Origin of the sequence: Elioraea sp., from assembly GCF_022842375.1 — a bacterium.
In the GTDB taxonomy this organism is placed as follows: domain Bacteria; phylum Pseudomonadota; class Alphaproteobacteria; order Acetobacterales; family Acetobacteraceae; genus Elioraea_A.
On record NZ_JALHPR010000026.1, the window covers coordinates 33,461 to 59,684 of the forward strand.

General features: G+C 69.6%; 25 protein-coding genes and 1 tRNA gene. 14 read left to right on the forward strand and 12 right to left on the reverse strand.

Annotated elements, in window-relative coordinates:
- Nucleotides 1-696, reverse strand: a complete 696-nt coding sequence (locus Q0C38_RS18345) for a YSC84-related protein (protein WP_291298573.1) — start codon at nucleotides 694-696, stop codon at nucleotides 1-3.
- 259 nt (nucleotides 697-955) lie between these two features.
- On the opposite strand from Q0C38_RS18345, the gene Q0C38_RS18350 reads away from it, so the two are divergent.
- From Q0C38_RS18350 to Q0C38_RS18360, 3 genes are read left to right on the forward strand one after another with little or no spacing between them, the layout of a single operon-like run.
- Nucleotides 956-2,680 (forward strand): dihydroxy-acid dehydratase, encoded by a 1,725-nt coding sequence (locus tag Q0C38_RS18350; RefSeq protein WP_291298574.1) that lies wholly within the window; start codon nucleotides 956-958, stop codon nucleotides 2,678-2,680.
- Between the two features lie 43 nt (nucleotides 2,681-2,723).
- Entirely contained in the window at nucleotides 2,724-3,902 is a 1,179-nt protein-coding gene (locus Q0C38_RS18355; RefSeq protein WP_291298575.1) for a M20 aminoacylase family protein, read from the forward strand.
- Nucleotides 3,903-3,905: 3 nt separating this feature from the next.
- Nucleotides 3,906-4,574, forward strand: coding sequence for a DsbA family oxidoreductase (locus Q0C38_RS18360; protein WP_291298576.1), 669 nt, complete (start codon nucleotides 3,906-3,908; stop codon nucleotides 4,572-4,574).
- Nucleotides 4,575-4,577: 3 nt separating this feature from the next.
- Here the strand turns inward: Q0C38_RS18360 and Q0C38_RS18365 are convergent, their stop codons facing one another.
- A complete protein-coding gene (locus Q0C38_RS18365; RefSeq protein ID WP_291298577.1) occupies nucleotides 4,578-5,219 on the reverse strand; it encodes a MarC family protein in 642 nt (213 codons plus the stop codon).
- A gap of 150 nt (nucleotides 5,220-5,369) precedes the next feature.
- On the opposite strand from Q0C38_RS18365, the gene Q0C38_RS18370 reads away from it, so the two are divergent.
- Both Q0C38_RS18370 and Q0C38_RS18375 read left to right on the forward strand, forming a co-directional pair.
- Nucleotides 5,370-6,323: a calcium/sodium antiporter gene (locus Q0C38_RS18370; protein WP_291298578.1), complete on the forward strand. Its 954-nt coding sequence runs from the start codon at nucleotides 5,370-5,372 to the stop codon at nucleotides 6,321-6,323.
- 101 nt (nucleotides 6,324-6,424) lie between these two features.
- The gene (locus Q0C38_RS18375; protein WP_291298579.1) at nucleotides 6,425-8,131 is read left to right on the forward strand and encodes a calcium-binding protein; all 1,707 of its coding nucleotides are present in this window, start codon (nucleotides 6,425-6,427) and stop codon (nucleotides 8,129-8,131) included.
- Nucleotides 8,132-8,152: 21 nt separating this feature from the next.
- Here Q0C38_RS18375 and Q0C38_RS18380 read toward each other — a convergent pair whose 3' ends face one another.
- On the reverse strand, nucleotides 8,153-8,956 hold the full coding sequence (locus Q0C38_RS18380; protein ID WP_291298580.1) for an aspartate dehydrogenase: 804 nt from the start codon (nucleotides 8,954-8,956) through the stop codon (nucleotides 8,153-8,155).
- Between the two features lie 54 nt (nucleotides 8,957-9,010).
- On the opposite strand from Q0C38_RS18380, the gene Q0C38_RS18385 reads away from it, so the two are divergent.
- Nucleotides 9,011-9,523: a hypothetical protein gene (locus Q0C38_RS18385; protein WP_291298581.1), complete on the forward strand. Its 513-nt coding sequence runs from the start codon at nucleotides 9,011-9,013 to the stop codon at nucleotides 9,521-9,523.
- Here the strand turns inward: Q0C38_RS18385 and Q0C38_RS18390 are convergent.
- From Q0C38_RS18390 to Q0C38_RS18400, 3 genes are all read right to left on the reverse strand, one after another.
- Nucleotides 9,520-10,305: an SDR family oxidoreductase gene (locus tag Q0C38_RS18390; RefSeq protein WP_291298582.1), complete on the reverse strand. Its 786-nt coding sequence runs from the start codon at nucleotides 10,303-10,305 to the stop codon at nucleotides 9,520-9,522. The two genes, Q0C38_RS18385 and Q0C38_RS18390, sit on opposite strands and share 4 nt — an antisense overlap.
- A gap of 110 nt (nucleotides 10,306-10,415) precedes the next feature.
- Nucleotides 10,416-10,491 (reverse strand) — tRNA-His (locus tag Q0C38_RS18395).
- A 32-nt stretch (nucleotides 10,492-10,523) separates the two neighbouring features.
- Nucleotides 10,524-11,723: an aminotransferase gene (locus Q0C38_RS18400; RefSeq protein ID WP_291298583.1), complete on the reverse strand. Its 1,200-nt coding sequence runs from the start codon at nucleotides 11,721-11,723 to the stop codon at nucleotides 10,524-10,526.
- 266 nt (nucleotides 11,724-11,989) lie between these two features.
- On the opposite strand from Q0C38_RS18400, the gene Q0C38_RS18405 reads away from it, so the two are divergent.
- The 3 genes from Q0C38_RS18405 (at nucleotide 11,990) to Q0C38_RS18415 (ending at nucleotide 14,909) form a co-directional block, all read left to right on the forward strand.
- Nucleotides 11,990-12,328 (forward strand): P-II family nitrogen regulator, encoded by a 339-nt coding sequence (locus tag Q0C38_RS18405; RefSeq protein ID WP_291298584.1) that lies wholly within the window; start codon nucleotides 11,990-11,992, stop codon nucleotides 12,326-12,328.
- Nucleotides 12,329-12,479: 151 nt separating this feature from the next.
- Nucleotides 12,480-13,898: a type I glutamate--ammonia ligase gene (glnA, locus tag Q0C38_RS18410; RefSeq protein WP_291298585.1), complete on the forward strand. Its 1,419-nt coding sequence runs from the start codon at nucleotides 12,480-12,482 to the stop codon at nucleotides 13,896-13,898.
- A 225-nt stretch (nucleotides 13,899-14,123) separates the two neighbouring features.
- Nucleotides 14,124-14,909 carry an endonuclease/exonuclease/phosphatase family protein gene (locus Q0C38_RS18415; RefSeq protein WP_291298586.1) on the forward strand — a complete coding sequence of 262 codons (786 nt, stop codon included), beginning with the start codon at nucleotides 14,124-14,126 and terminating at the stop codon, nucleotides 14,907-14,909.
- Between the two features lie 41 nt (nucleotides 14,910-14,950).
- Here Q0C38_RS18415 and Q0C38_RS18420 read toward each other — a convergent pair whose 3' ends face one another.
- The 5 genes from Q0C38_RS18420 to Q0C38_RS18440 all read right to left on the reverse strand — a co-directional run bounded on the left by Q0C38_RS18420 (nucleotide 14,951) and on the right by Q0C38_RS18440 (nucleotide 18,267).
- Nucleotides 14,951-15,214, reverse strand: coding sequence for a hypothetical protein (locus tag Q0C38_RS18420; RefSeq protein ID WP_291298587.1), 264 nt, complete (start codon nucleotides 15,212-15,214; stop codon nucleotides 14,951-14,953).
- A 117-nt stretch (nucleotides 15,215-15,331) separates the two neighbouring features.
- The gene (locus Q0C38_RS18425) at nucleotides 15,332-15,958 is read right to left on the reverse strand and encodes a hypothetical protein (protein ID WP_291298588.1); all 627 of its coding nucleotides are present in this window, start codon (nucleotides 15,956-15,958) and stop codon (nucleotides 15,332-15,334) included.
- Between the two features lie 8 nt (nucleotides 15,959-15,966).
- Nucleotides 15,967-17,418 carry a PucC family protein gene (locus tag Q0C38_RS18430; RefSeq protein ID WP_291298589.1) on the reverse strand — a complete coding sequence of 484 codons (1,452 nt, stop codon included), beginning with the start codon at nucleotides 17,416-17,418 and terminating at the stop codon, nucleotides 15,967-15,969.
- A 302-nt stretch (nucleotides 17,419-17,720) separates the two neighbouring features.
- On the reverse strand, nucleotides 17,721-18,095 hold the full coding sequence (locus Q0C38_RS18435; RefSeq protein ID WP_291298590.1) for a light-harvesting protein: 375 nt from the start codon (nucleotides 18,093-18,095) through the stop codon (nucleotides 17,721-17,723).
- A gap of 10 nt (nucleotides 18,096-18,105) precedes the next feature.
- Nucleotides 18,106-18,267, reverse strand: coding sequence for a light-harvesting protein (locus tag Q0C38_RS18440; RefSeq protein ID WP_291298591.1), 162 nt, complete (start codon nucleotides 18,265-18,267; stop codon nucleotides 18,106-18,108).
- A gap of 419 nt (nucleotides 18,268-18,686) precedes the next feature.
- Here Q0C38_RS18440 and Q0C38_RS18445 point away from each other — a divergent pair, with 419 nt between their 5' ends.
- Entirely contained in the window at nucleotides 18,687-19,247 is a 561-nt protein-coding gene (locus tag Q0C38_RS18445; protein WP_291298592.1) for a YceI family protein, read from the forward strand.
- Between the two features lie 54 nt (nucleotides 19,248-19,301).
- Nucleotides 19,302-20,936 (forward strand): MFS transporter, encoded by a 1,635-nt coding sequence (locus Q0C38_RS18450; RefSeq protein ID WP_291298593.1) that lies wholly within the window; start codon nucleotides 19,302-19,304, stop codon nucleotides 20,934-20,936.
- Between the two features lie 4 nt (nucleotides 20,937-20,940).
- Here Q0C38_RS18450 and Q0C38_RS18455 read toward each other — a convergent pair whose 3' ends face one another.
- A complete protein-coding gene (locus Q0C38_RS18455) occupies nucleotides 20,941-21,834 on the reverse strand; it encodes a helix-turn-helix domain-containing protein (protein WP_291298594.1) in 894 nt (297 codons plus the stop codon).
- A gap of 228 nt (nucleotides 21,835-22,062) precedes the next feature.
- Between Q0C38_RS18455 and Q0C38_RS18460 the strand changes: the two genes are divergently transcribed.
- Genes Q0C38_RS18460 through Q0C38_RS18470 form a run of 3 tightly spaced genes read left to right on the forward strand, consistent with a single transcriptional unit; the run spans nucleotide 22,063 to nucleotide 26,157 of the window.
- Nucleotides 22,063-22,716 carry a hydrolase gene (locus tag Q0C38_RS18460; protein WP_291298595.1) on the forward strand — a complete coding sequence of 218 codons (654 nt, stop codon included), beginning with the start codon at nucleotides 22,063-22,065 and terminating at the stop codon, nucleotides 22,714-22,716.
- A gap of 11 nt (nucleotides 22,717-22,727) precedes the next feature.
- Nucleotides 22,728-24,569: an amidohydrolase gene (locus tag Q0C38_RS18465; RefSeq protein WP_291298596.1), complete on the forward strand. Its 1,842-nt coding sequence runs from the start codon at nucleotides 22,728-22,730 to the stop codon at nucleotides 24,567-24,569.
- A gap of 1 nt (nucleotide 24,570) precedes the next feature.
- Nucleotides 24,571-26,157 carry an MFS transporter gene (locus Q0C38_RS18470; protein WP_291298597.1) on the forward strand — a complete coding sequence of 529 codons (1,587 nt, stop codon included), beginning with the start codon at nucleotides 24,571-24,573 and terminating at the stop codon, nucleotides 26,155-26,157.
- Nucleotides 26,158-26,224: the final 67 nt, after the last annotated feature.

Here is a 26,224-nt window from a genome sequence, read left to right on the forward strand (position 1 = left end):
CTATCGGGGGGTGAAGCCGAAGCTCGCCCGCGTCGCCCCGGCGAGCACCTCGCGCAACGAGGCCGCACCGGCAACCCTCCCGCCCGGGACATCGAGTGCTGCCTCCGGCCGCTGCGTCGCGCCGTGCAGGGCGGCGTTGAGCGCGGCCGAGGCGGAGACCTTCATCCCGCCAAGTCCGCTGCCGGCGTAGAGCCCGCCCTCGCTCACCGACACGGCCAGCGTCTCGATGCCCTGCCCGCTGCTGCCGCCCGCCTGCGCCCCGACACCGAGGCTGCCGAGCGAGAAGCCGCCGCTGCCGCCGCCGGAGATCCCGCCCTGGACGAGGCGCGCGAGTGCCGGTTTCGACAGGATGCACACCGCAATGCCCACCTCCCGCGCGCCCGCCTGGAAGCCGACGGACAGTTCCGACATCGCGACGCCGACGGGATCGCTCCAGACCGCGCCGTGCCTGGCCAGAACGAGGCCGTCGCCGCTCTGCCCCGCGACGATCAGGCCGCCGCCGCGGATGCGCGGCGCTAGCAGCACCGCCTGGCACGCGCCGATGAGGTTCCAGATGCCGCCCCATTGCGGATTGCCCCGGAACCGCGTCGCCAGTGCCTCGGCCCCCGCAATCACCGATCGCGCATCGTCGGCCGACGCGGACGCAGGCAGCAGGGCCGAGAACGGCACGATCAGCATGAGACGGCGGGAGAGCATGGGAAACCTCGCGTTGCCGGACAGGGAGCCGGACGTTGAGTTGGACATGGAGCCGGACAGTGAGCAACCAGGGCACACGTTCCCGCCCCCATGGCAAGGGCGCCAGCGGCTCGCGCGGATCGCCCTCGGCCGCGGCCACACGCATGCGTCAAGAGTCGGGCAGCAGCGCCGGAAGAGCGGCGGCACGGCCACGGTGAAACGGCTCTAGAGACAGCCGCGCCGATGCCGCATAGCTTGTCGCCGACCGAGGGGGAAACGCATGACAGACGATCCGAAAGGCCACGATCCGAAAGGCTTGGCCCGCAACACATCGAACTACGGCGACCGTGACTTCGCCCTCTATCTCCGCCGCACCTTCATGCTGTCGATGGGCTGGTCGCGCGAGGCGCTCACCCGCCCCACCGTGGGCATCTGCGACACGGGCTCGGGGCTGAACAACTGCCACCGGCATTTCCCCGACCTCGTCCGGTCGGCGGAGCGCGGCATCCTCGCCTCGGGCGGGCTGCCGCTGCAGTTCCCGACCGTCAGCGTCTGCGAACCCTCGCTCAGCCCCTGCTCGATGTACTACCGCAACCTCGCGGCCATCGACACCGAGGAGATGATGCGCGCCCAGCCTTTGGACGCGGTCGTGCTGCTCGGCGGCTGCGACAAGACGGTGCCGGCGCAGCTCATGGCGGCGGTCTCGGCCAACGTGCCCTGCGTGCTCGTCGTCGGCGGGCCGATGATGGCGATGCGCTTCGAGGGCGAGCGCCTGTCGGCCTGCACCGATTGCCGCCGCTTCTGGGCGCGCTTCCGGGCCGGTGACGTCGATGCCGCTCGGATCGAGCGCGTCGAGGGCAACCTTGCCACCACGGCGGGCTCGTGCGGGGTGATGGGAACGGCGTCGACCATGGCCTGCATCGCCGAGGTGCTCGGCTTCACGCTGCCCGGCACCGCCGCGATCCCGGCCGTGCACGCCGATCGCATGCGCGCGGCGGAAGCCTCGGGTGCTCTCGCCGTCAGGCTCGCGACCGAGAAGAGCATCGTCCGCCCGCGGGAGCTCGTCACACCCGAGAGCGTCGAGAACGCGCTTCGCGTTCTACTGGCCCTCGGGGGCTCGACCAACGCCATTGTCCACCTCGCCGCCATTGCCGGCAGGGCTGGCATCACGCTCGACCTCCACCGCCTCAACGTGTTGTCGGACGAGACCCCCGTGCTGGTCGACCTGAAGCCCACCGGCCAGGGCTACATGGAGGATTTCCACGCAGCCGGGGCGATGGGCGCGGTGCTGCGCCAGCTTCGCCCCCTGCTGCACCTCGACGTGCCGACCGTGACCGGCGAGACGCTCCGCGAGCGGCTGGACCGCGAGGAGGACGCGTTCGTCGACCACAGCGTGATCCGCCCGGCGTCCGACCCCATCTCGCCCGTCGGCGGGCTCGTGGCGCTGTTCGGCTCGCTGGCGCCCAACGGGGCGATCCTGAAGCGCTCGGCCGCCGATGCGACGCTGTTCGAGAAGGAGGCGCGCGCGGTGGTGTTCTCCTCCCTCCCCGACATGGCCGAGCGCATCGACAGCGGCGACCTCGACGTGACCGCCGATGACATGCTGGTGCTGCAGAACGCCGGTCCGAAGGGCGGCTACGGCATGCCCGAGGCGGGATATCTCCCCATCCCGAAGAAGCTCGCCCGCGCCGGGCTCAAGGACATGGTGCGGATCTCCGATGCCCGGATGTCGGGCACCGCCTTCGGCACGATCGTTCTGCATGTCGCGCCAGAAAGCGCCGAGGGCGGGCCGCTGGCGCTGGTCCGCACCGGTGACCGCATCCGGCTTTCGGTGAAGGAGCGACGGATCGACCTGCTGGTGGCCGAGGACGAGCTCGCCCGCCGCCGCGCTGCCTGGGTGCCGCCCGCGCCCGCGCTGAGGGGCTGGGACAAGCTCTGGCAGCGCGAGGTGCTGCAGGCTCCCGAAGGCGTGGATTTCGCTTTCCTCCGTCCTGAGGGACAGTGAGCGTCGGCTCGATCAACGACAGACGAGAAAGGCCTTCCCCCAGATGCCCGTGCACAACCGCATCGCCGAGTTCCACCCAGACATGACGGAGTGGCGGCAGGACATCCACCGCCACCCCGAGCTCGCCTTCCAGGAAAGCCGCACGGCAGCGCTGGTAGCCGAGAAGCTGAAGGCGTTCGGCGTCGATGAGATCCATACCGGCATCGCCACCACCGGCGTCGTCGGCGTCATCCGCGGCACCCAGCCGGGGGCCGGCGCGATCGGCTTGCGCGCCGACATGGATGCACTGCCGATCCATGAAGAGACGGGCAAGCCCTGGGCCTCGCAAACCCCCGGCGTGATGCATGCCTGCGGGCATGACGGGCACACCACGATGCTGCTCGGTGCGGCACGCTACCTCGCCGAGACGCGCAACTTCGCCGGCACCGTCTATCTCTTCTTCCAGCCGGCCGAGGAGTTCGGCGGCGGGGCGGAGGTGATGATCAAGGAAGGCCTGTTCGAGCGCTTCCCGGCCGATCGCGTGTTCGGCATCCACAACTGGCCGAAGGCGCCTGCCGGAACGTTCATCTGGCGCAACGGCCCGGTGATGGCGGCGGTGGGCGGCATCGACATCACCATCACCGGCATCGGCGCGCATGGCGCGATGCCCAACCTTGGCATCGATGCGGTTCTCGTCGGCGCGCACATCATCACAGCACTTCAGGGCATCGTCGCGCGCAACCTCGATCCGGTGGACAGCGGCGTCATCTCCATCACCTGGATCGAGGGCGGCTTCGCCTACAACGTGATCCCCGAGACGGTGCGGCTGCGCGGCACGGCGCGGTGGTTCACGAAGGAGGCCGGCGACCTGCTCGAGCGGCGGACGATCGACACGGCGGAGGGCATCGCCCGCGCCTTTGGTGCCACCGCGAAGGTGGAGTTTCGCCGCGCCTACCCGGCCACGGTGAACGAGCCGGAGAGCACGGCGCTAGCCCGGGCTGCGGCCATCGCCGTCCAGGGCGACGCGCGGGTGGCCGAGATGCCGCGCCCGACGATGGGCGGCGAGGATTTCGCCTTCATGCTGCAGAAGAAGCCCGGTGCCTACCTGATGCTGGGCGGCGGGCGCGGCGAGGACGATGCCGCCGTGCATCATCCCAAGTACGATTTCAATGACGAGATCCTGCCGATCGGCGCCAGCTGGTTTGCAACGCTCGCCGAACAGCTCCTGCCACGGAAGGGGTGAACAATGACGCTGGCCCTCACCGTCGTCTCCGACGCGATCTGCCCCTGGTGCTGGATCGGCAAGACCAGGCTCGACCAGGCGCTGGCGATGCTGCGGGAGAGCGATCCTGACCTCGCCTTCACGCTAACCTTCTTCCCCTTCATGCTGAACCCCGACATGCCCGACGAGGGGGTCGAGCGCACGGCGTACCGCACCGCGAAATTCGGCAGCATCGAACGCTCGCGCCAGCTCGACGCGCAGGTGACGGAGGCGGCGGCCTCGTCGGGCCTCACCTTCCACCTCGATGCCATCGCCCGCACGCCGAACACCACGAACGCGCACCGGCTATCACGCTTCGCGGCGGAAGCCGGGCTTCAGTATCCGGTGATGGAGGGCGTGTTCCGCGCCTATTTCCAACAGGGCCGCGACATCGGCGACATCGTCGTGCTGGCGGACATCGCCGCCGCCGAGGGGATGGACCGCGAGGCCGTGGCCGCACGGCTTGCCTCCGACGAGGCGGTCGATGCCGTGCGCGCCGAAGCGGCCGCCGCGAGCCGGTCGGGCATCTCTGGCGTACCGACCTTCGTGCTGAACCGCCACGTCATCTTCAGCGGCGCGCAGGCGCCCGAGACCATCGCCGAGGCGCTGCGCACCGCCGCGCGCCACCCGGCCATCCTCGAGGCGGCGGAGTAGCGTTCAGGCCAGGATCGCGCGCACGCCGTCGAGCGTGATCTGCGCGGCGAGTGCTGCGACGACGACGCCGAGCACGCGGCCGATCACGTTCGTTCCCGTCTCGCCCAGCATCCTCACCAGCTGTTTGGCCGCGAGCAGCGAGACGAGCGTGACGGCGAGCGCCACCCCGAGCGCTGCGGCCAGCGCTGCGAGCAGCCCCCAATCGTCCCCCGCCTGGCCGCGCAACAGCACCATCGTCGTCATGGCCCCCGGCCCCGCGATCAGCGGGATGGCGAGCGGGAAAACCGTGATGTCGCTCTCCTGTGCCTCGGCTTCGGCCGTTTCGCGCTCGGTCGTGCGGCGGAGGCCGCTGTCGCGCACCATCACCATGTCGGTGGCCAGCAGGAACAGCAGGATGCCACCCGCTACCTGGAAGGCCGGCAGCGTCACCCCCATCGCCCGCATCAGCCATTCCCCGCCGATCGCGAAGCCGGCCAGCACCACGAACGAGATGCCCACCGCGCGCACCGCCTGCTCGCGCCGCTCGGCGTCGGTGTCGCGCGGGGTGATGGCGATGAAGATCGCCGCCGTGCCTGGCGGGTCGAAGATCACGAGCAGGGCGACGAGCGCGTAGAGGAAGGCATCGAGCATGGCCGAGCGTGGCACGGCGGCAGGCCCGGGCGCAGCCTCGAATCGGTGACGCCTTGAATTGTCGCAGGCGGCGGGCCACCTCCGTCCGGCCCGGGGTTCGGGCCCCTCTGGCGGGACCCCTCCCGCGATGTCGGACCCTTGCTGGCCTTTTTCAAAGGGTTCGGCATGGATCTCGTCTGGCTTGCGGCAGGCCTCGCCCTGCTGGTTCTTGGCGCGGAGGGCCTGGTGCGCGGCGGCGTCGGCCTCGCGCGGCGGCTCGGCGTGTCGCCGCTGCTCGTCGGCGTTACCGTCGTTGCCTGGGGCACCTCGACGCCTGAGCTCGTCGTCTCGGTCGAGGCGGCGCTGGCCGGGCTCGACGGCATCGCGGTCGGCAACATCGTCGGCTCGAACATCGCCAACATCCTGCTCATCCTCGCCGTCGCCGCGGTGATATCGCCGATCGTGGTGAAGCCGGAGGCGATCCGCCGCGACGCCGGCTTCGCACTTGGCGCCGCCGTCGTCTTCATCGCCATCGCGCTCACCACCGACAGGCTCGTCTGGTGGCACGGCGTGGTCTGCCTGGCACTTCTCGTCGCGACCGCGGTGATCACCTACCGGCAGGAGCGCGGTGGCGGCACCGCCTCGGGTGAATTACACGCAGCCGAGGCCGAGGAAGTGCAGGCCGTTCCGCTCAACCCCATCCTCGGCGCGGCGATGGTGGCGGGCGGCATTGGGCTCCTCGTGGTCGGCGGCAACCTGATGATTGGTGCTGCGGTGAACATCGCCCGCGGCTTCGGCATTTCCGAGGTGGTGATCGGGCTCACGCTGGTCGCCATCGGCACGTCGCTGCCGGAACTGGTGACGAGCGTGGTCGCGGCCATCCGCCGCCACTCGGATATCGCGCTCGGCAACATCCTCGGCTCGAACATCTACAACATCCTCGGCATCCTGGGCGTGTCGAGCCTGATCGCGCCGACCGCGATCCCGTCCGAGATCGCGGCGACCGAGATGTGGGTGATGGCGGCCGCGACGCTGCTCCTGGTGCCGGCAATGATCACAGGCCGCGTCGGCCGCGGCCTCGGGATCGCGATGCTGGCAGGCTACGGTGCCTATGTCGGGCGGCTGGTGATGCTGGCCTGATCGCTGCTGCGCGCACCGCAGCACATGATTCACGGGCCGATTGCTGGAACGCGCCGTCGAGGTGCTGCTAGCCTCCCGCATCGCGATTCCAGGAGAGACGCATGGCGACGTTGTTCATTGGACCAGGGCTTGCCGCGTTCCCCGCCTTCCCCGATCCGTCGACGGTGAACCCCTTCACGCTCGGCTTCTCGGCCGACGCGACGTCGCTCACCTTCGTCCTCGATGGCTACCGCTTCGCCTTCGGCGGTGACTTCGCCGCGGCGTCAGCGGCGCTGGCGCAGCCGGTGCAACTGCCTGGTGCGCCAGGGCCCATTCCCGCCTTCTTCCTCGCGCTCGGCGGCGTGCCCGGCTTCGGCCTGAACATCAGCCTCGAGAGTGCCGAGGTGACGCGGCTGTCGGACGGTGCACCGGTGATCGGCTTCCGCGACACGCCCATCCCGGGTCCGACGCTGGACCTCGCAGTGTTCTTCGGCGTGCTGACCGACCCCGACAACTACACCGATGACCTGATCTCGGTGTTCTTCGCGCCCTTTGGCGGCACCAGCGCCTTCACCACGCTCGACCTCTCCTCCTTCGACACGACCATCGCGATGGGCCGCCCCAACGCCGCCATCACTGGCGTGGCGGGCGAGCGCGGCGTGATCGCCTATGCGCAGGAGGTGGACCGCTTCGCCTTCACCACCGTGACGCTCGGCGGCGGCGACGACCGCCTCGCCGGAACGGATGCCGCCGAGACCTTCCTCGGCGGGGCAGGCCGCGACGTGCTGCTCGGCCGCGGCGGCAATGACCTGCTCGATGGCGGCATGGGTGATGACGTGCTCGACGGCGGTGCCGGGAACGACATGCTCCTGGGCGGTGCGGGGCGCGACGTGCTGGTCGGCCGTGGCGGCGACAACACCTATCTCGGCGGCGCGGGGGCGGACGTGTTCGTAATCTCCGCCGGACGCGGTGTCGACCGGATCGAGGACCTTCGCGCCGGCGACCGCATCGACGTGTCCGACCTCGCCCTCTCTGCGCGCGAGCTCGCCACAGCCCTCGCGCGGGCGAAACTGGTTGACGGCGACGATGTGCTGGTGAGCTTCGGGCAGCGCAGCCTGATCCTGTCCGACCTCGGCTCTCCCGCCGCACTGAAGGCGCAGAGCTTCATCCGTTCGCCCGACGCAACGCGTGGCGACGACGTGCTGGCCTCGGGGCGCGCCGACCTGCTGGTGGCCGGGCGCGGCGACGATACCGTGGTCGGCGGCAATGGCGGCCTGGTGCTGCTCGGCGGTGCCGGTGACGACGTGCTTCTCGGCGGCAGCGGCCGCGACTGGCTCACCGGCGATGGCGGCGATGATGTGCTCGACGGTGGGGCAGGCAAGGATGTGCTGCGCGGCGGCGCCGGCGATGACGTGCTGTTCGGCGCCGAGGGCAACGATGTGCTGCACGCCGATGCCGGGGACGATTTCCTCGACGGTGGCGAGGGTGACGATGTTCTCGCCGGCGGCACGGGCACCAATACGCTCACCGGCGGTGCTGGCCGCGACGTGTTCGTCTTCGCGGCCTTCGACGGCGAGACGGACCGGGTGACCGACTTCGAGGCCGGCATCGACCTGATCGACATCCGCGCGCTCGTGAACGGGCGCTTCGGCGAGGAGACGCTCGCTGAGTTCATCCGCATCACCTCGCCAGGGCCCACCTTCCTGACGCGTTTCCTCGAGGTCGATCGCGACGGGGCCGGCACGCGCTTCGGCTTCGAGGAGGTCGCCCAGTTCGACGACCTCAACGATGCCGAGATGACCGACCCGGCAAACTACCTGTTCTGCTGAGGCCGGACGTGTGGGGAGCGCCTAGCTCCCCACCTTCAAGGTTGCCGTCAGCCCGCGCAGGCAGGCGAGCAGCGACAGCGGCGTGATCCTGCCCGTGCGCGGATTTTCCGCTGACGGAACGTTCTCGATCGTCATCGTCAGCCGCACCGTATCGGCTTCCACCTTCACGGTGTGGGTGTTGCGCGTCACCGTCGGGTCGGCCCAGATCTCGAGCCGCGTGCGATCGGGGCCGATGCCGGCAAGTGCGAGTGCTGCCGCGACGTTCACGTTGGCGGGGAACCCGGCCGCGCCCTCGCGCGCGGTGCCGTCGAAGATCTTCGTCGGCGTCGTGATGGTGGTGACGTCGATGTGGTGCTGGTCGAGATAGGGAGCCCCGGCCAGCCCGCGCGGCGGCTTGCGCGTGACGAGGGTGACGCTCTCGACATTCCCCTCGGCGGCGGCGCGGACGGCATCGAGGCCGAGCAGCGCTCCCGTCGGCACGATGATGCGCCCGCCGGATGCGCGCGCGGCATCGACCAGGTGCATGCGCGGCAGCAGCGCACCGACGGATGAGACGATCGCGATCCTGCCGGCCGCGACCGCTGGGCCGACGATCGCCTCGAACACGGCGGCCGGCGCGGCTTCGACCACCACGTCAGCCTCGGCCGCGAGGCCGGCGAGGTCCACCACCTTGGGCGGCGTGCGGAAGCCTGCGACGGCGCCCCGCGCCTTCTCCGCATCGCGCGAGGCGACGGCAACCAGCCTGAGGCCCTCGACGCCCTTGTCCAGCTCCTGCGCGAGCTTCAGCCCGATGGCACCCAGCCCCGCGATCCCGACCGTCAACATCCCTTAACCCTTTTCCCGTATGCAGCATGGCCAGTCAGCAGCCTGAGGCGAACCATGTCACCCCACGTGCAAGCACAGCTGGCCACCATCCACCCGCCCGACCGCGTGGTCGCGTTCATCGATCTCGTCAAGTCCCTGCGCTGGCCGGTGGTGGCGATCTTCGTCCTGATGCTCGCCCACGGCCCCGTGCGCTCGGTGTGGGAGCTGGTGCCGGGCATGCCCGCGCAGGCAAACGCCCCACGCGTGGTGATGGCGGGCGCGCTGCCGCTGAAGGCTGACCCCGCCTCGCTGCCGGCCGCGACCGACGAGGTGGTGCAGACGCTACGCGAGCTCGACGGCGAGCTTCTCCGCGTGTTCCTCGACATGGACCAGACGGCGATCTACTGTGGCGCGCTGGACGCGGAGTATCGCGTCGGCATGCGCAGGCTCGCGCATCTCGGCATCGTCGAGGCGCGCAACGAGCCGGAGCGTGGTGCGGCGTGCGCCCAGAACGCGGTGATGACCGACCATGGCAAGCGCGTGCAGACCTACATCATCAGCCTGACCGTGAGCCTGCTGAAGGGCTAGACGACCGGGCTGCGCCCGCCATCGACATTGATGGCCGTGCCGGTCACGTAGCCGCCCTCCTCCGAGCAGAGGAAGCAGGCGGTCGCGGCGAACTCCTCCGCCCGCCCGATGCGCCCCAAGGGGATGCGCGCACCCTGCTCGGCCTTCCACTCCTCCCACGTGACATTCCGCTGGTCGGCCGCGTGCCGCCGCGTCCACTGCCCGCTCTCGATCATGCCGACGAGCAGCGCATTGACGAGGATGTTGTCGGCCGCTCCCTCGTTGGCGAGCACCTTGGTCAGCGCCATGCCGGCGGCCCGCGAGACGGCGGTGGGAGAGCCCTCCGCCGGCGGTGCCTTGGCGCCGATGTTCAGCACGTTGATCACCCGCCCCCAGCGCCGCGCGCGCATGCCGGGAAAGGCCAGGCGACAGAGGCGGATGGCGGCGAACAGCTTCAGGTCGAGATCGTCCTGCCACATCTGGTCCGTGACCGTTTCGAACCGGCCACGCACCGAGGTGCCGGCGTTGTTGACGAGGATGTCGATGCCCCCCAGCGCCGCTTCGGCGGCGGCGAAGCCCGCTGCTACGTCATCGGCCTTCGACACGTCGCACGGGATGGCGGCGATAGTCACGCCGGGTGCCTCCGCGCGCACCAGGGCGGCGGCGTCCTCCAGCTTCGCTGCCGTGCGCGCGAGCATGGCGACGGCGGCGCCCGAGCCGGCGAAGCGGCGCGCCATGGCAAGGCCGAGACCGTCGGACGCGCCCGTGATCAGAGCACGGCGGCCATTCAGTGAGATGTGCATGCGTGTCCTGTCCCTCCCGGTCTGCCGCCCGATTTGGACACGTCACGGCCTGCCCTGCAAACGGGGCCGTCCCAGCCAGGGCAGCATCAATCAGCGACCGGAGGGAAAGGTGGGGCGACCTACGGGACTCGAACCCGCGACATCCAAGACCACAACCTGGCGCTCTACCAACTGAGCTAAGGCCGCCACCGAAGGGGGGCTGATTACGCCGCCGAGCCTCAGGCCGTCAACGCCCTCCCCTGCGCCTCGGCCCCGCGTGACGCGAACGCGGCCTCCATCCGGCCAAGTGCGAGGTCGAGCGTCGCGTCGTTCTTGCAGAAGGCGAACCGCGCATAGTGCCGGGGTGCCGTCGCCGCATCCGCATAGAAGGCGCTGACGGGGATCGCCGTCACCTTCGCCGTCTCGGTCAGCCAGCGGCAGAAGGCGACGTCATCGCCCAGGAACCCGAGCGGGCGGAAATCGGCGGACACGAAGTAGCTCCCCCGCGCCTCCAGCACCCCGAAGCCGAGCCGCGAGAGGCCGGCCGAGAGCCTGTCGCGCTTGGCCTGGAGCCCCTCGGCCAGCCCGGCGAAGTACGCATCCGGCTTGGCGAGCCCCACCGCCACCCCGCGCTGCAGGTTGGGCGGGGTGGTGAATGTGAGAAGCTGGTGCGCCTTGGCGACGAGCTGCGCCAGCGGCGCGGCAGCGGTGACGTAGCCCACCTTCCAGCCCGTCAGGCTGAACGTCTTGCCGGCCGAGCCGATGCGCATGCACCGCTCGCGCATGTCCGGCAGGCTCATCAGCGGGATGTGGCGCCAGCCGTCGAAGGTCAGGTGCTCGTACACCTCGTCGCACACGGCATAGGCGTCGTGCTTCTGGACGAGGTCGGCGATGAAGGCGAGCTCTGCGGCGGTGAACACCTTCGAGCAGGGGTTCTGCGGCGTGTTCAGCAGGATCGCCTTGGTGCGCGGCCCGAAGGCGGCAGCCAGGGCCGCGCGCGGCAGCTCCCATTTCGGCGGCTCGAGGCGCACCAGCTTCGGCACCGCGCCCAGCATTTTCACGACGGGAAGATACGTGTCGTACAGCGGCTCGATCAGCACCACCTCGTCGCCCGGGTCGAGGATGGCCATCAGCGAGGCGGTGATCGCCTCCGTCGCCCCGGAGGTGACGACGACCTCCGCAGGCTCGGCATCGATGCCCCAGAAGCGGCGGTTGGCGGCAGCAACGGCCGCGCGGAGCTCTGGCACGCCGGTCAGCGGCGGGTACTGGTTCCGCCCGTCGAGCAGCGCGTCGGCGGCCGCCTTCAGCACGTCGCCAGGCCCGTCCTGGTCGGGGAACCCCTGGCCGAGATTGACCGCGCCGTGCTGGGTGGCAAGCGCGCTCATCACCGTGAAGATCGTCGTGCCCGTGTTGGCGAGCAGCGTGTTCGGCGCCTTCATGACCAACCCTGTTTCCCCATCTGCGGCCACGACTATGGCCAGCGCAGCGCGATCGCGCAACGCTGCCGCAAATTCGTGCAGATGCCTGCGTTCGCGCCGCCCGGGGCGCGGCGGCACCCCCTGATCCCATGCCTGGCGAACCGCCGTCGCGGGCTTGAAGCCATGGCACAACCCGTGCAAGGTCCGCGCGCCGTAAGGACCGGGGGCCGCATGGCGGCGTCAATGGCACTGCGGCAGGTGAGGAACATCCCGGACGTGACGCGCAAATGAAGAAGATCGAAGCCATCATCAAGCCGTTCAAGCTCGACGAGGTGAAGGAAGCGCTCCACGAAGTGGGGCTGCAGGGCATCACCGTCGTCGAGGCCAAGGGCTTCGGCCGCCAGAAGGGCCACACCGAGCTGTACCGCGGCGCCGAATACGTCGTCGACTTCCTGCCGAAGGTGAAGATCGAGGTGGTATGCGACGACGCGCTGGTCGACCGGGCCGTGGAGGCGATCATGACCGCCGCCCGCACCGGCCGCATCGGTGACGGCAAGATCTTCATCTCGACTGTCGAGGAAGCGATCCGCATCCGCACCGGCGAGCGTGGGGAGGATGCGATCTAGCGCGCGCATCACCACTTCTCCGCCCGCCGCTCCACGCCGGGCGGGCCCGCAAGGCCAGCGGCGATCACCACGGCCACGCCTTCGCCCAGCCCCACCGGGAGGGGCAGACCACCGCAACCGAAACGAACCTGACAGGACAGGAAGGGGAACCATGGCTCCGAAGCCCGACGTGAAGAAGGTGCTCGACATGCTCAAGGAGCATTCGGTCGAGTATGTCGATCTCCGCTTCACCGACCCGCGCGGGAAGTGGCAGCACACCGCCCAGCACGTCTCCACGATCGACGAGGACGTGTTCACCGACGGCATCATGTTCGACGGCTCCTCCATCGCCGGCTGGAAGGCGATCAACGAGAGCGACATGATCCTGATGCCCGACCCCACCACCGCGGTGATGGACCCGTTCGCGGCAAAGCCGTCGATGATCCTGTTCTGCGACATCGTCGAGCCCTCGACCGGCCAGGCCTATGTGCGTGACCCGCGCTCGACCGCCAAGAAGGCGGAGGCCTACCTCGCCTCCACCGGCATCGGCGACACGGCGTTCTTCGGCCCGGAAGCCGAGTTCTTCATCTTCGACAACGTGAAGTTCGGCACGGGCGGCACCTACGGCATCTACCAGCTCGACAGCATCGAGGGGCCGCAGGCCAGCCTGAAGGACTACCCAGAGGGCAACATGGGCCACCGCCCCGGCGTGAAGGGCGGCTACTTCCCCGTCCCGCCCGTCGACAGCGAGAGCGACCTCCGCGCCGAGATGCTCTCGACCATGGGCGAGATGGGCCTGGCGATCGAGAAGCATCACCACGAGGTGGCGCAGAGCCAGCATGAGCTCGGCACCAAGTTCGGCCCGCTCGTGCGGCAGGCCGACCACATGCAGATCTACAAGTACGTGATCCACAACGTCGCGCACAGCTACGGCAAGTCCGCGACGTTCATGCCCAAGCCCGTCTATGGCGACAACGGCTCCGGCATGCACGTGCACCAGTCGATCTGGAAGAAGGGCAAGCCGCTCTTCGCCGGCAACGGCTACGCCGACCTCTCGGAGAGCGCGCTCTACTACATCGGCGGCATCATCAAGCACGCCAAGGCGCTGAACGCGTTCACCAACCCCTCGACCAACAGCTACAAGCGCCTGATCCCCGGGTTCGAGGCTCCCGTGCTGCTCGCCTACTCGGCGCGCAACCGCTCGGCCTCATGCCGCATCCCGTATGCGACGAACCCGAAGGCCAAGCGCGTCGAGGTCCGCTTCCCCGACCCGACGGCGAACCCCTACCTCGCCTTCGCCGCCATGCTCATGGCGGGCCTCGACGGCATCCAGAACCGCATCCACCCGGGTGAGGCGATGGACAAGGACCTCTACGACCTGCCGCCCGAGGAGCTGAAGGGCATCCCGACCGTCTGCGGATCGCTCCGCGAGGCGCTCGGCGCGCTCGAGGCCGACCACGACTTCCTGCTGAAGGGCGATGTGTTCAACAAGGACCAGATCGCGTCCTACATCGATCTGAAGTGGACCGAGGTGTACAAGTTCGAGCACACCCCGCACCCGGTCGAGTTCGAGATGTACTACTCCGTCTAGCCGCGCCGCGGCAGGGTCGAGGGCCGGTCCGCTCGTTGGCGGACCGGCGCCTCCCCCGGCCTCGTCCGAAATGCGAAGGCCCGCCACCGTGCGGGCCTTCTGCATTTCCGGTGCTCGTGAGCGCCCGCGCGTGTCGCGGCGTATGACGCGTGTCACGCACCGATCAGCCGCACCATGGCACCTTCGCGCCGAGTGTTTTCTACCGGAGCGCGAGGGAGGAAGAGGGTGGCCAACGCGGATACGTTCGTCGAAAAGGACAACACGAAGTACGTGCTGACCTGGAACTCGTTCGGCGACAAGCTCACCACGCTTCGCTCGTGGCTCGATGTCACGAACGGCATCGCCACCAAGGTCAACGTCGTCTGCTGCCAGGAGTTCGGCAACTCCCCGCTGCTCTACCCGGCCACGGAAAACCACGACCATTCCTACAAATACCTGCCCTTCACGAACCGGACCGGAGGGATGCACATCTTCTGGACGCGCTGGGCGAGGACGCATCATCCAGGCAATGCGCCCGACAACCTGCGCTGCAGCCTGGCTGTCATCCGCGTCGGCGCGGCCAACCTCACCACCGATTGCTACATCGCGCTTGAGAATGCTGCCCGGCCGGCCATCGGCATCAACTACGCCGATGCCTACATCTACTCGTTCCACAATGACGCGCACGGGGGTGCGGCCACGCCCGGCAAGGACATGGCCGACTTCCTGAACACGACGCTCCACAAGGGCGAGCAGTGGATGCTTGTCGGGGACTTCAACTGCACACCCGACAAGATGATCCGCAGCGACTGGACCGTGCGCTACGACAAGTCCGTTTCCACGACGCGCCGTGTCACCGGGACGGGGCAGGAGATCGCGAACAACCACTACGACTACGTGGTCCAGGCGAATCGCTCAGGCGTCGAGGAAAGGCGGTTTTCCAACCATATCGGCAAACGGATGCCGGCAAACATCCTGTCGTCGGATCACTTCCCCGTCCTGTTCCAGATCTTCTCGACCAAGGAACAGTGAGGCCGCGCGGCGGCGCCGGGTCACGGCGCCCGCCCGCGTGATCAGACCGGCTCGAGTTCCCGCACCCGCTCCTCGCGCCGCCGCGCGGGCAGCGCCAGGGGCCGTGGCACGAGGCAGTCGGGCAGCGGCTTGGACGGCAGGTCCTTGCGGTCGCCGCCCATCGGCGCGAGCGGGGACGGAACGCTCTCCTGCCGCTCCGGCGGCTTCGGGTAGTGGCGGAGCTTCCAGAGCTCCCACAGCGCAAGCCCGAGGATCGGCCCCTTCACCAGAAGGAGATTGAGCAGAACGAATGTCTCGCCACTCATCGCACACTCCCTGCCATGGAAGCGCAATCATAAGGCGGGCGGCGCCAGCACTCCAAGCCCTTCCGGGAAGGGGGATCGCCCCCCTTCCCCAAAGGTTTCCGGCCCGACCGGTCCCGATCAGGTCAGGAACGTGCCCTGCCTGAGAACCGGCATGCCAACGGCCGAGGACAGCGGCGTCGGGTTGTCCACCAGCGTCTTCATCCCCGTCATCGAGGTGAGGGGCGTCGCCCCCTTCGTCAGTGTCGGGAGGCCGAACATCGAGGAGAACGGCGCCGGCTTCGCGCGGCCGAAGCCCAGGCCGAACATGCCCGAGAGCGTCCAGCCGCTGGCGAGCGACCGCACCCCCGTCAGCTCCTCGAACGGCAGCTTGCCCTCCGAGAGCGGCTTGATGCCAAGGATGTTCGACATCGGGGTCGCATCGTCGAACATCGTCTCGCGCCGGGGCGGATCGAGGTCGAGCGGACCGTGCTCCTTCAGGAGCTGCTCGGCCAGGTACCCACGGCCGAACGGGGCATAGACCCCGACCACGGTGTTGCCGGAGCCGATCAGCCTAGCGTACTCGCCGGCGAGGTGCCGCGGCACGCCAGCGCGCATCATGGCGGTGACGTGGCCATCGGCACCGATCGGCGCGCCCTCGGCATCGCCGAACACATCGACGGTGCCATAGCCGTTCAGCCTGAGCTTGTCGGCGGCCGCCTCGGCCTTCCGGCGCGTTGCGTAGACACGGCAGATCGTCTGGGTCATGGCACCTCCTACCTCGTCTTGAGATCGAAACCGTCTTGTTCGTAGCCGGAACCGTCCGCTCCCGGCATGCGTGCGCGGCTGCGCGAAAGCAATGGCACCATCGTTGCGATCGCCGCAAGCAGAAGCGTGATCTCGAGGATGAATACGAGCGTGTAGCCCGCAGCCGGGCCAAGCGAGGCGGCAAGCGAGGGCAGCGCGCCGCCGATGTCACGGATCGGCGCGCCGATCGCCACCCCGAGCCCGGCGGCGGAGGCCTGCACCGCCCCCCAGGCGCCAAGGGCAAGCCCCGCCTGTTCCTTCGGCGCATGGTTCATCGTCGCCGTCAGCGTGCCGTGGCCGAACAGCCCGGCGCCGAAGCCAACCGCCATCACCCCGCCGACGAACAGCAGCGTCGAGCCCGCCGGTGCCGCGGCGAGCACACCGCAGAAGGCCACCGCGCCGATGATCGCACCCGCCATCGCCATGCGGAACGGCTCGGCACCCCGGCTGAGCATCCGCGAGGCGAGCGCGAAGCCGGCGAGGCTGCCGCCGGCAAGGCTCGCCGTCAGCCTGGTGGTCTCGCTGACGGTCATGCCCAGCACCTCGCCGCCATAGGGCTCGAGCAGCACGTCCTGCATGCCGAACGCCATCGTGCCGAGGCCGACCGCGGCGAGGCGCGCCAGCGCATGCGGGCCCTGCATGTAGAGGCCGATCGCCGCACGGAAACCTGGGTCGCCCTCGGTCGCCGCTGCCACCGTGCGCGACCGTCGCGCCTCCTGCTTCCAGAGCGCGATGGCGTTGAGCACGAGGGTGACGACGGCGGTTCCCTGGATCACCTGGATCAGCCGCCCGGGGGAGAAGGGTTCGAGCGCGAACCCGAATACGAGAGCGGCGCCGATCATGCCGACGAGCAGCATCACGTACATCAGCCCGACCACGTTCGGCCGCTGCTCCGGCCTCGCGAGATCGGTCGCAAGTGCGAGGCCGACGGTCTGCGTCGTGTGCAGCCCCGCGCCGACGAGCAGGAAGGCGAGTGCCGCCGAGGCCTGGCCGATCCACGCCGGCGCACGGTCCGAGTGACCTTCGCCTGCCAGCACGAGCAGCGCGAACGGCATGATGGCGAGCCCGCCGAACTGCAGCATCGCGCCGCGGAACAGGAAGGGCACGCGCCGCCATCCGAGCACGCAGGTGTGGGTGTCGGAGCGATAGCCGATGAGCGCGCGGAAGGGTGCGAACAGCACAGGCAACGCGATCATCGCGGCGACGATGGTCGCGGAGAGCCCGAGCTCGACGATCATGACGCGGTTGAGCGTGCCGACCAGCAGCACCAGCGACGTGCCGACCGAGACCTGGATGAGGGAAAGGCGCAGCAGCCGCGACAGCGGCAGGTCGGCCGAGGCGGCATCGGCGAACGGCAGGAAGCGCGGCCCTGCCGTGACCCAGGCGCGCATCGCTTTCTGGCTGAGGCGATTCATGGCCATGGGCCGGTCCCGAAGGCATGTCCCGAAGGCACGTCACGATGCGACATCGCTGATCCTGGGGGCGTGCCACGCGAACGGGGATGTCGAGCAGACTTCCCCGCCTCGCGCGCCCCGCGTTCACGTCCCGCGTTCACGTCCCGGCAAGCACGGCACACCAGGCGCATCCGACACTGCTCCACAACCAGGGTATCGTGCGGATGCGCGATCCCTGATCGTGTCGCAGGATCCGGTGGCCCCGGCCGTTCACACGCCCCGCAGGCGAGGCGCGTTCCCGAGGCCGCAGACGCCACCGCAGCCAAGCCTCAGCGTGGCGGTGCCGCGCTGCTGCCCGTGCCGTCATCCGTCACCTCAGGCCGGTGCAGCATCACCGTCTGGGCTGATCCACCCGCCTTCGGCGTGATCGTCACGACGAAGGCAGTGGTATCACCCGGCAGGCCGGCGACCGGCATCACGCTGACCGTGACGTTCGAGTCGTTGACATGGGCAGCGGCCAGGTGTGCCGGGACCGGAGCGGCGTCGGCGCGGCGCGCCTTGCTGCCCTGGAAGAAATCGGCCATCCACGTGGTATTGGTCATTACCGAGCCGTGCACGGTGAGTGAGATCACCGCCACCCCGCCAAGAAACAGCGGCAGGCCGACGGTCGGCTTCACCACGCACCAGATACGTCCGTTGTTCATGACGTGCCCCCTACTTCAGCCAGGGAGAATAGATGTAGGCGAGCATGTGGGCGAAGAGCGCGATAACGAAGAAAACGCGCGAGCCATCGATCACATGTTTATGCAGCGCTTCAGACTCTTTGATCGTAAGGCCTGTCGGCCAAACCCTGTTGGGATCATCGAGGTCACTCACTGTTCTTCCTCCTTCCTCTTACAAAGTTTAACTGCGGGATCCCGCGTGAGTTTTTGGGTCAGACTGGTCAGGCGGGATCGGCGCGTCGGCTCCAGCCAAGCGTTGCGCCCGGAGCGATCGGAAGGGCGCACTGGCAGACTGTCACAAAGCTCTGACAGTTCAAGTGTCATACGGTCTTTACAGTAACGAGTCAATCGATCCGCCATGTCGCTCTATCCGTTTTCGTAATGATTTCGGGCAGGACGGCACCGCCGTCCCAGCCCGACGGCAGGCGGATGATCGAGAGTTCGGCGCACCGCCCAGCCAGGGTGGCCCCTATGGAAGTGATGCGGCGCCACCGATCAGGTCACGCAAGGGTGCGTCGCCATGGCAGGCTCATCCGTGCGAACCTGTGTTCCCGGGCAACAACGAGGCTTCCGATGCGACGCCTTCTCGCCCTCCTCCTCCTCGTTCCCCTTGCCGCGGGCGCAGTGCCGAACGCGGCCCCCCCGCGCGCTGCCCCCGCGCCGCGCCCGCTTGCGCTCGACGTCACGCCCACCTGCTGCGCCATAACCTTCACCGCCTATGCCTTCGGCGTGTTCCCCATCGCTGGCAGCTTCGGCAGGTTCGAGGGCAGGCTCGTCTACGACCCGGGCGACAGGGCCGCGGCCCATGCCGAGGCGCGCATCAGCGCTGACAGCCTCAACCTCGATGCAGGCCCGATCGAGGCTGATGTGAAGGCGCAGCATTTTCTCGATGTCGACCATTTCCCGCTGATCCTGTTCGCCGCCGCCGCAATCCCGGGCGAGGACGGCGCGATGCTGCAGGGCATGCTCACCATCAAGGGCGTCACGCGCCCCGTGACGCTGACCATCACCGAGCGCGACGGACGCGTCACGGCAGAGGCCATGATCAGCCGCCGCGCCTTCGGCATCACCGCGCGCCCCGTTCTCGCCGGCGACACGATCACGATCACCGTCAACGCCCCCCTGCCACGCTGAACCCGCCAACGCGACGGTGGCGCCTGCCCCGTCGCTCGCGCATGATCGTTCGCCGTGACCGACGCACCTTCCACCACCCCTCCCAAAGCAACCACAGCCAAACCCCCTGCGCCCTCGGCCTTCGCGCCGCTGCGCAGGCCCGTGTTCCGTGCGGTGTGGATCGGCAATCTCTGCGCTGGCCTCGGCACCTGGCTGCAGAACACGGGTGCCGGCTGGCTGATGACCGACCTCGCACCCGAGCCGGCGATGGTCGCCGCCGTGCAGGCGGCGATGCTGCTGCCCGTGTTCCTGTTCGCGCTGCCGGCGGGAGCGCTCGCCGACATCATCGACCGCCGCCTGTTCCTCATCGCCTCCATCGCGGTCCAGGCCGTCGCTGCCGTGATCCTCGCCGGCCTCACCGTCGCCGGGCTGACGGGGCCGTGGACGCTGCTCGCCTTCACCTTCCTGATCGGGGTGGGCAACGCGATGAGCATGCCGGCCTGGGCGGCAACGACATCGGAACTCGTCAGCCGCGAGGAGCTGCCCCAGGCCGTGGCCCTGCATGGCATGGCCTTCAACGGCGCGCGTGCCATCGGGCCCGCGATCGGCGGCGTGGTGCTGGCGACAGTCGGCGCCTGGGCCTGTTTCGCGGTCAATGCCGTGAGCTACCTGCCGCTGATCGGCGCCTTCGCCACCTGGAAGCGCGACCCTGCCTCGGTTCCCTCGCGCGAGCGCTTCCTCTCCGCCGTGCGCGCGGGCATCCGCTATGTCGGGGCAACGCCGCCGTTCCAGCGGCTGATGATCCGCGCCGCCCTGCTGTTCACCTTCGCCTCCGCCCCCTGGGCACTGCTGCCCCTGATCGTGCGCGAGCGGCTGGCGAGCGGACCGGAGACGTACGGCCTCCTGCTCGGCGCCATGGGCGTCGGCGCCGTGCTGGGCGGCCTCGTCATGCCGCGCATCCGCGCATTGATGCGGCCTGACTGGGTGGTCGCCTCCGGCGGGCTGCTGGCATCGGCCGGCATCCTGGCACTCGGGCTCGGCCGGCACCCGCTGGTCGCCGCCGGCGGAATGTTCGCCTATGGCATCGTCTGGATCACCTCGATCGCCACGCTGCAGGTGGCGGCGCAACTCTCGCTGCCCTCCTGGGTGAGGGCGCGGGCGCTCTCGCTCTACCAGGTGGCGTTCTTCGGCGCGCTCGCGGGCGGCACGCTGATCTGGGGATGGGCCGGCGAGGTCTGGGGCATCGCGCCCTCGATGTCGGCAGCGGCGGCGGGCGGTGCCGTCGCCGCACTGGTCGGGCTCAGGATCAGGCTTCCGACGGCCGATGCCGCATCGGCGCTACCCGGCCCCGGGCTTGCCGTGCCGCTGCCGCGTGCCGCCACCACAGCGAGCGCCGAGCGTGGGCCGGTGGTGGTGACGATCCGCTACGCCGTGCCGAAGGAGAAGACGCGGAGTTTCCTCCGGCTGATGGAGGAAGTCGGCCGCTGCCGCCGCCGCGACGGCGCCTTCGCGTGGCAGGTGCTCGAGGACATGCAGGCGGAAGGGATCTGGGTCGAGATGTTCGCGCTCGAGCGCTGGGGCGACTATCCCCGCCACGCAGCCCGCATCACTGCCGCCGAGGCTGCGCTGTTCGACCGCGTGGCGGGCCTCCACCACGGCGATGCGCCGCCCGAGACGCATCTCTATCTCGGCCCCACGGCGATGCGCTGAGGCGTCACCGCCGCTTGCGAAACGCGGTCGGCGCCTCGCCCGTGAGGGCACGGAACGCCTGCGCGAAATGGCTCGCGGTGGCAAAGCCGACGGCGGCGGCGACGCTGCCCACCGGCATGTCACTGCCAAGCAGCAGGTCGCGTGCCCGGGCGATGCGCCGCTCCGTCACGTAGCGCCAGGGCGATACGCCGGTCGCCGCACGGAAGGCACGGGCGAAGTGGAACCGGCTCATCCCCGCCGCGGCGGCGAGATCGTCGAGCGTCATCTCCTCCGCCAGCTTCTCCTCGACCCAGGCGCGGACGGCGCGCAACCGCCGTGGCGGCATCGTCGCCGTTCCGGCATCGATCCGGCTTTCGCCGTAGGTCGAGAGCAGGTGCAGCGCGGTCACCCGCTCGATGCTTTCGCAAAGCAGCCTGTCGAGCGGCACGCGGTGCAGCGAGGCGTTGCCGATGCGCGCCAGCAGGGCGGCGAGGAAGGGATCGTCGAGGCCGAAGCCTGGCCGGAGCCTGTCGGCGACGCCGGCTTCCTGGGCATAGCCCGCCAGCGTCGACTGCGGCAGGTAGAGATGCAGGAAGCCCGCCTGGCCGTTGAGCCGCCACGTGCTCGGCTGCATCGCCGGCATGATGCCCACCTGGCCCGGCGTCAGCCGGTAGCCGCGCATCCGCCCGCCGATGTCGGTTTCGATCTCGTCGTCGCCCGAGAGGTGCAGCACGATCACGTGGTCGGTCATCGCCGGTGTCGCGATCTCGGTCGGGCCGACCAGGAAGCGGTGCACCGGCGGCCAGGGGCGCGCCTGCTTCAGCTTCGGCGCGGCGCCGTCGAGGGCAGCGATCAGCCGCGCGGGCGTGATCAGCGGTACGCCGCGGCCGGCATGGAGACGCGGAAGGGTGTCGGGCATGCATTCATCCGATGTGACGGGGACGTGACGGCTGATCCCGCGACCTGACTATGGGTGCTCCACCACCCCCGGCCCCCACCACCCCGGGCCGGCACTGTTCACGCGCTCGTGAGCAAGCCTGCGACAGCTTCCGCAATCGCCTGCAAGTGCCACGCCATCGGTATCCCCATTCTCGTCGCAGGCCCGGCGGCAGGCCCCGAGGACCAGGGCTGGAACAAGGAGAGACCGATGAGCTTCACCGATATGCTGAGCCCGGACAACTGCGCGCTCGCGCTGATCGACTACCAGCCGGCGATGTGGCAGGGCGTCGGCAGTCACGACCGCACGATCGTGATGCACAACGCCCAGATCCTGGCCAAGGCGGCGACGCTGTTCGGCATCCCGACGATCCTCACCACCGTCGCTGCCGAGAGTTTCTCCGGCCCGATGATGCCGGAGCTGACTTCCCAGTTCCCCGGCCAGGCGCTGATCGACCGCACCTCGATCAATTCCTGGGTCGATCCGAATTTCCGCGCCGCCGTGGCGACGATCGGCCGGAAGAAGTGGCTGCTCGCCGGCCTCTGGACGGAAGCCTGCGTGATGTTCCCAGCACTCGACATGCTGGCCGAAGGCCACGAGGTGTACGTGCCGACCGATGCCTGCGGCGACATCACGGTGGAGGCGCATGAGCGCGCGGTGCAGCGCCTGGTGCAGGCAGGTGCGGTGCCGCTGACCTCGCTGCAATGGAGCTTCGAGTTGCAGCAGGACTGGGCGCGTGGTGCCACCTATGACGGCATGATGGAGATCATGAAGGCGCACAGCCCCTACGGCATCCAGATCCGTTTCTCGAAATGGGCGCTGGGCGAGCATGCGTCCGAAGGTGGCGCCAAGGCGGCCGAATAGGCCGTGCCGTGATGCCCGAACTCATCATCCGCAACGCGCGCGTCACCACGCTCGACCGCGCGAACCCCGCGGCCGAGGCCGTGGCGATCACCGATGGGCGTTTCGCCGCCGTCGGCACCGAGGCCGCGGTGATGCCGCTCGCGGGACCGGCGACGCGCATCCTCGATGCCGGCGGGCGGCGGGCGATCCCCGGGCTGATCGACAGCCACATCCACGTCATCCGCGGCGGGCTCAACTACCTGCTCGAGCTTCGCTGGGACGGCGTCGGGACGCTGGCCGACGCGATGGCGATGCTGAAGGCCACGGTGGCACGCACGCCGCCGCCGCACTGGGTGCGCGTGGTCGGCGGCTTCACCGAACACCAGTTCGCGGAGAAGCGACTTCCGACGCTGGACGAGCTCAACGCCGCCGCCCCCGACACGCCCGTCTTCATCCTGCATCTCTACGATCGCGCGCTGCTGAACCGCGCCGCTCTGCGCGCCGCCGGCTACACCCGCGACACGCCAGATCCGCCGGGCGGCGAGATCGCGCGCGATGCAGCCGGCAATCCGACGGGGCTGCTGCTCGCCAGGCCCAACGCGATGATCCTCTACGCGACGCTGGCCAAGGGCCCGAAGCTGCCGCCCGACCAGCAGCGCACCTCGACGCGCTGGTTCATGCGCGAGTTGAACCGCTTGGGCGTCACCTCGGCCATCGATGCGGGCGGCGGATTCCAGAACTGGCCGGACGACTACGCCGTCATCCGCGACCTCCACCGCGATGGGCTGCTGACGCTTCGCATCGCCTACAACCTCTTCACGCAGAACAAGGGTCGCGAGGCGGAGGATTTCACGGCCTGGGCAAAGATGCTCTCACCGCGCGAGGGCGACGCGACATTCCGCCACAACGGCGCTGGCGAGATGCTCGTCTTCTCCGCCGCCGACTTCGAGGATTTCCGTGAACCTCGCCCCGAGCTTCCCGCGAGCATGGAGGAGGAACTCGAGAAGGTTGTCCGCATCCTCGCCGAGAAAAGCTGGCCCTGGCGGCTGCACGCCACCTACGACGAAACGATCTCGCGCGCGCTCGACGTGTTCGAGACGGTTCACCGCGACATCCCGATCGATGGCCTGGGCTGGTTCTTCGACCACGCGGAAACGATCTCTCCCCGCAACATCGATCGCGTGGCGAAGCTTGGCGGCGGCATCGCCGTGCAGCACCGGATGGTGTACCAGGGCGATGACTTCGTCGCGCGCTACGGCACCGACGCGGCAGGGGAAACGCCGCCCGTCGCGCGCATGCTCGCGGCCGGCGTGCCCGTCGGCGCCGGGACGGATGCGACGCGCGTCGCCTCCTACAATCCATGGGTCTCCCTCTGGTGGCTCGTCTCCGGCGGCACGCTCGGCGGGATGCGCACGACGCGCCCGGATGCGCGGCTCGACCGCGAGGCGGCGCTCAGGCTGTGGACGGAGGCGAACACCTGGTTCTCCGGTGAGACGGGGCTGAAGGGCAGGATCGAACCCGGCCTCTACGGCGACGTGGTGCTGCTGTCGGATGACTACTTCGCCGTTCCGGAATCCGAGATCCGCCACATCACCGCAGACCTCACCGTGCTCGGCGGCCAGGTGGTGCACGGCGCCGGCCCCTTCGCCGATCTCGCACCACCGCTTCCCGCCATCGCGCCCGACTGGTCGCCGGTGAAGCACCATGGCGGCTACCAGGGGCGCATGACGGCGACCGCTGCGCCGCGCGCACTCTGCTGCCAGGCGCCGTGCGGCATCCATGGCCATGCGCACGGGGCGGTGCTTGCCCGCAACGTTCCGGCAGCGAACCCACGCGATTTCTGGGGCGCCCTCGGCTGCGCCTGCTGGTTGTAGCGTGGCCGAGCCGCAGCCCAGCGCCTTCGCGCCGCTGAGGGAGCGCGTGTTCGCCGTCCTCTGGGCGGCGACGGTGATCGGCAATGTCGGCACCTGGATGCGCGATGTCGGCTCCGGCTGGCTGATGGTGACGCTGAGCCCGTCGGCGGCGATGGTCGCCCTCGTGCAGGCAGCGACGAGCCTGCCGATCTTCCTGCTCGCCCTGCCCGCCGGCGCGCTGGCCGACCTGGTGGACCGCCGCCGCGTGCTGATCGGCGTGCAGGCCTTCCTGCTCATCACCGTATCGTTGCTCGCCGTGCTCGCCTGGGCCGATGCGCTCACGCCCTGGTCGCTGCTGGCACTCACCTTCCTTGCCGGCTGTGGCGCGGCGGTGGGCCAGCCCGCCTGGCAGGCAGTGGTGCCGGAGCTTGTCGCACGACCCCTGCTGCAGCCGGCCGTTGCGCTGAACTCGCTCGGCATCAACATAAGCCGCGCGATCGGGCCGGCGCTCGGCGGCCTGATCGTCGCCACGGCCGGGGTGCCGGCGGCCTATGCGGCGGATGCGCTCTCCTATGCGGTGGTGATCGCCGCGCTGCTCTGGTGGCGGCGCACCGCACCCGCGCGCACGGCACCGCCGGAACACCTGCCGGGCGCGATGCGCGCCGGGCTGCGCTACGCCCTTCGCGCGCCACCGCTTCGCCGCGTGCTTGCCCGCGCGGTGCTGTTCTTCGCCCCTGCCGCCGCCTCCTGGGCGCTCCTGCCGCTGGTCGCCCGCGCGATGCCCGGTGGCGGGCCGGCTGCCTATGGGCTGATGCTCGCTGCCGTCGGCGCGGGAGCGGTTGCTGGCGCGCTCATCCTGCCCAGCATCCGCGCCAGGCTGTCGGCGGACGCGACGCTGCTTGCCGCAACGCTCGCCGTCGCCGCCGCGATGCCGCTGCTCGCCGCCTCGCCCTCCCTGCCCTTCGCGGTGGCGGCCTCCGCGCTCATGGGCATCGGCTGGATCGTTGCGGTGACGACACTCAACGTCGCGGCCCAGGGGCAGCTGCCGGCCTGGGTGCGGGCGCGCGGCCTCGCCCTCTACCTCACGGCGTTCTATGGCGCGATGACGGCAGGCAGCGTCGGGTGGGGCAGGCTCGCCGACCTCGCCTCCGTTCCCACGGCGCTGGCTGCCGCAGCGGTGATGGCGGCCGCCGCAGGGCTGCTCGCCCGCCGCATCGCGCTGCCGGACGCGGCCGGTGACCTTGCCCCAGCCGAGTTCTGGCCCGAACCGGTGCTTGCCACCCCGGTGGCAGGGGAGCGCGGGCCCGTGTTCGTCACCGTCGCCTACCGCATCGATCCGGCCGATGCGGTGGCCTTCCGCGCGGCGATCATCCCCTTGGGCGAGATCCGCCTCCGCGACGGGGCGCTGCGATGGGGCGTGGCGGAGGACGCGGCCGACCCGGGTGCGATCACCGAGTGGTTCGAGGTCGCGACCTGGGCGGAGCATCTCCGCCAGCATGCGCGGCTGACGGCGGCTGATGTTCCGGTGCAGCAGGCGGTGCGCGCGTTCCATCGTGGCGACCATCCGCCGGCCGTTGCACACCTCCTGCCCTTCGATCCGTTGCGCTGATGGGTAGCATCGCGGTGACGTGTTTGTATCGGGCCAGCCGATCCGCCATCTCTCTCCACGAAAGGCG

What these genes read in the sequence shown, in the direction of transcription:
- Q0C38_RS18380 (WP_291298580.1), bottom strand. Translation starts at nt 8,956, where the DNA reads ATGTTGACGGTCGGGATCGCGGGGCTGGGTGCCATCGGGCTGAAGCTC.
- Q0C38_RS18435 (WP_291298590.1), bottom strand. Translation starts at nt 18,095, where the DNA reads ATGAACAACGGACGTATCTGGTGCGTGGTGAAGCCGACCGTCGGCCTG.
- Q0C38_RS18420 (WP_291298587.1), bottom strand. Translation starts at nt 15,214, where the DNA reads ATGAGTGGCGAGACATTCGTTCTGCTCAATCTCCTTCTGGTGAAGGGG.
- Q0C38_RS18405 (WP_291298584.1), top strand. Translation starts at nt 11,990, where the DNA reads ATGAAGAAGATCGAAGCCATCATCAAGCCGTTCAAGCTCGACGAGGTG.
- Q0C38_RS18400 (WP_291298583.1), bottom strand. Translation starts at nt 11,723, where the DNA reads ATGAAGGCGCCGAACACGCTGCTCGCCAACACGGGCACGACGATCTTC.
- glnA (WP_291298585.1), top strand. Translation starts at nt 12,480, where the DNA reads ATGGCTCCGAAGCCCGACGTGAAGAAGGTGCTCGACATGCTCAAGGAG.
- Q0C38_RS18460 (WP_291298595.1), top strand. Translation starts at nt 22,063, where the DNA reads ATGAGCTTCACCGATATGCTGAGCCCGGACAACTGCGCGCTCGCGCTG.
- Q0C38_RS18350 (WP_291298574.1), top strand. Translation starts at nt 956, where the DNA reads ATGACAGACGATCCGAAAGGCCACGATCCGAAAGGCTTGGCCCGCAAC.
- Q0C38_RS18390 (WP_291298582.1), bottom strand. Translation starts at nt 10,305, where the DNA reads ATGCACATCTCACTGAATGGCCGCCGTGCTCTGATCACGGGCGCGTCC.
- Q0C38_RS18465 (WP_291298596.1), top strand. Translation starts at nt 22,728, where the DNA reads ATGCCCGAACTCATCATCCGCAACGCGCGCGTCACCACGCTCGACCGC.
- Q0C38_RS18355 (WP_291298575.1), top strand. Translation starts at nt 2,724, where the DNA reads ATGCCCGTGCACAACCGCATCGCCGAGTTCCACCCAGACATGACGGAG.
- Q0C38_RS18455 (WP_291298594.1), bottom strand. Translation starts at nt 21,834, where the DNA reads ATGCCCGACACCCTTCCGCGTCTCCATGCCGGCCGCGGCGTACCGCTG.
- Q0C38_RS18425 (WP_291298588.1), bottom strand. Translation starts at nt 15,958, where the DNA reads ATGACCCAGACGATCTGCCGTGTCTACGCAACGCGCCGGAAGGCCGAG.
- Q0C38_RS18430 (WP_291298589.1), bottom strand. Translation starts at nt 17,418, where the DNA reads ATGGCCATGAATCGCCTCAGCCAGAAAGCGATGCGCGCCTGGGTCACG.
- Q0C38_RS18385 (WP_291298581.1), top strand. Translation starts at nt 9,011, where the DNA reads ATGTCACCCCACGTGCAAGCACAGCTGGCCACCATCCACCCGCCCGAC.
- Q0C38_RS18375 (WP_291298579.1), top strand. Translation starts at nt 6,425, where the DNA reads ATGGCGACGTTGTTCATTGGACCAGGGCTTGCCGCGTTCCCCGCCTTC.
- Q0C38_RS18360 (WP_291298576.1), top strand. Translation starts at nt 3,906, where the DNA reads ATGACGCTGGCCCTCACCGTCGTCTCCGACGCGATCTGCCCCTGGTGC.
- Q0C38_RS18345 (WP_291298573.1), bottom strand. Translation starts at nt 696, where the DNA reads ATGCTCTCCCGCCGTCTCATGCTGATCGTGCCGTTCTCGGCCCTGCTG.
- Q0C38_RS18370 (WP_291298578.1), top strand. Translation starts at nt 5,370, where the DNA reads ATGGATCTCGTCTGGCTTGCGGCAGGCCTCGCCCTGCTGGTTCTTGGC.
- Q0C38_RS18445 (WP_291298592.1), top strand. Translation starts at nt 18,687, where the DNA reads ATGCGACGCCTTCTCGCCCTCCTCCTCCTCGTTCCCCTTGCCGCGGGC.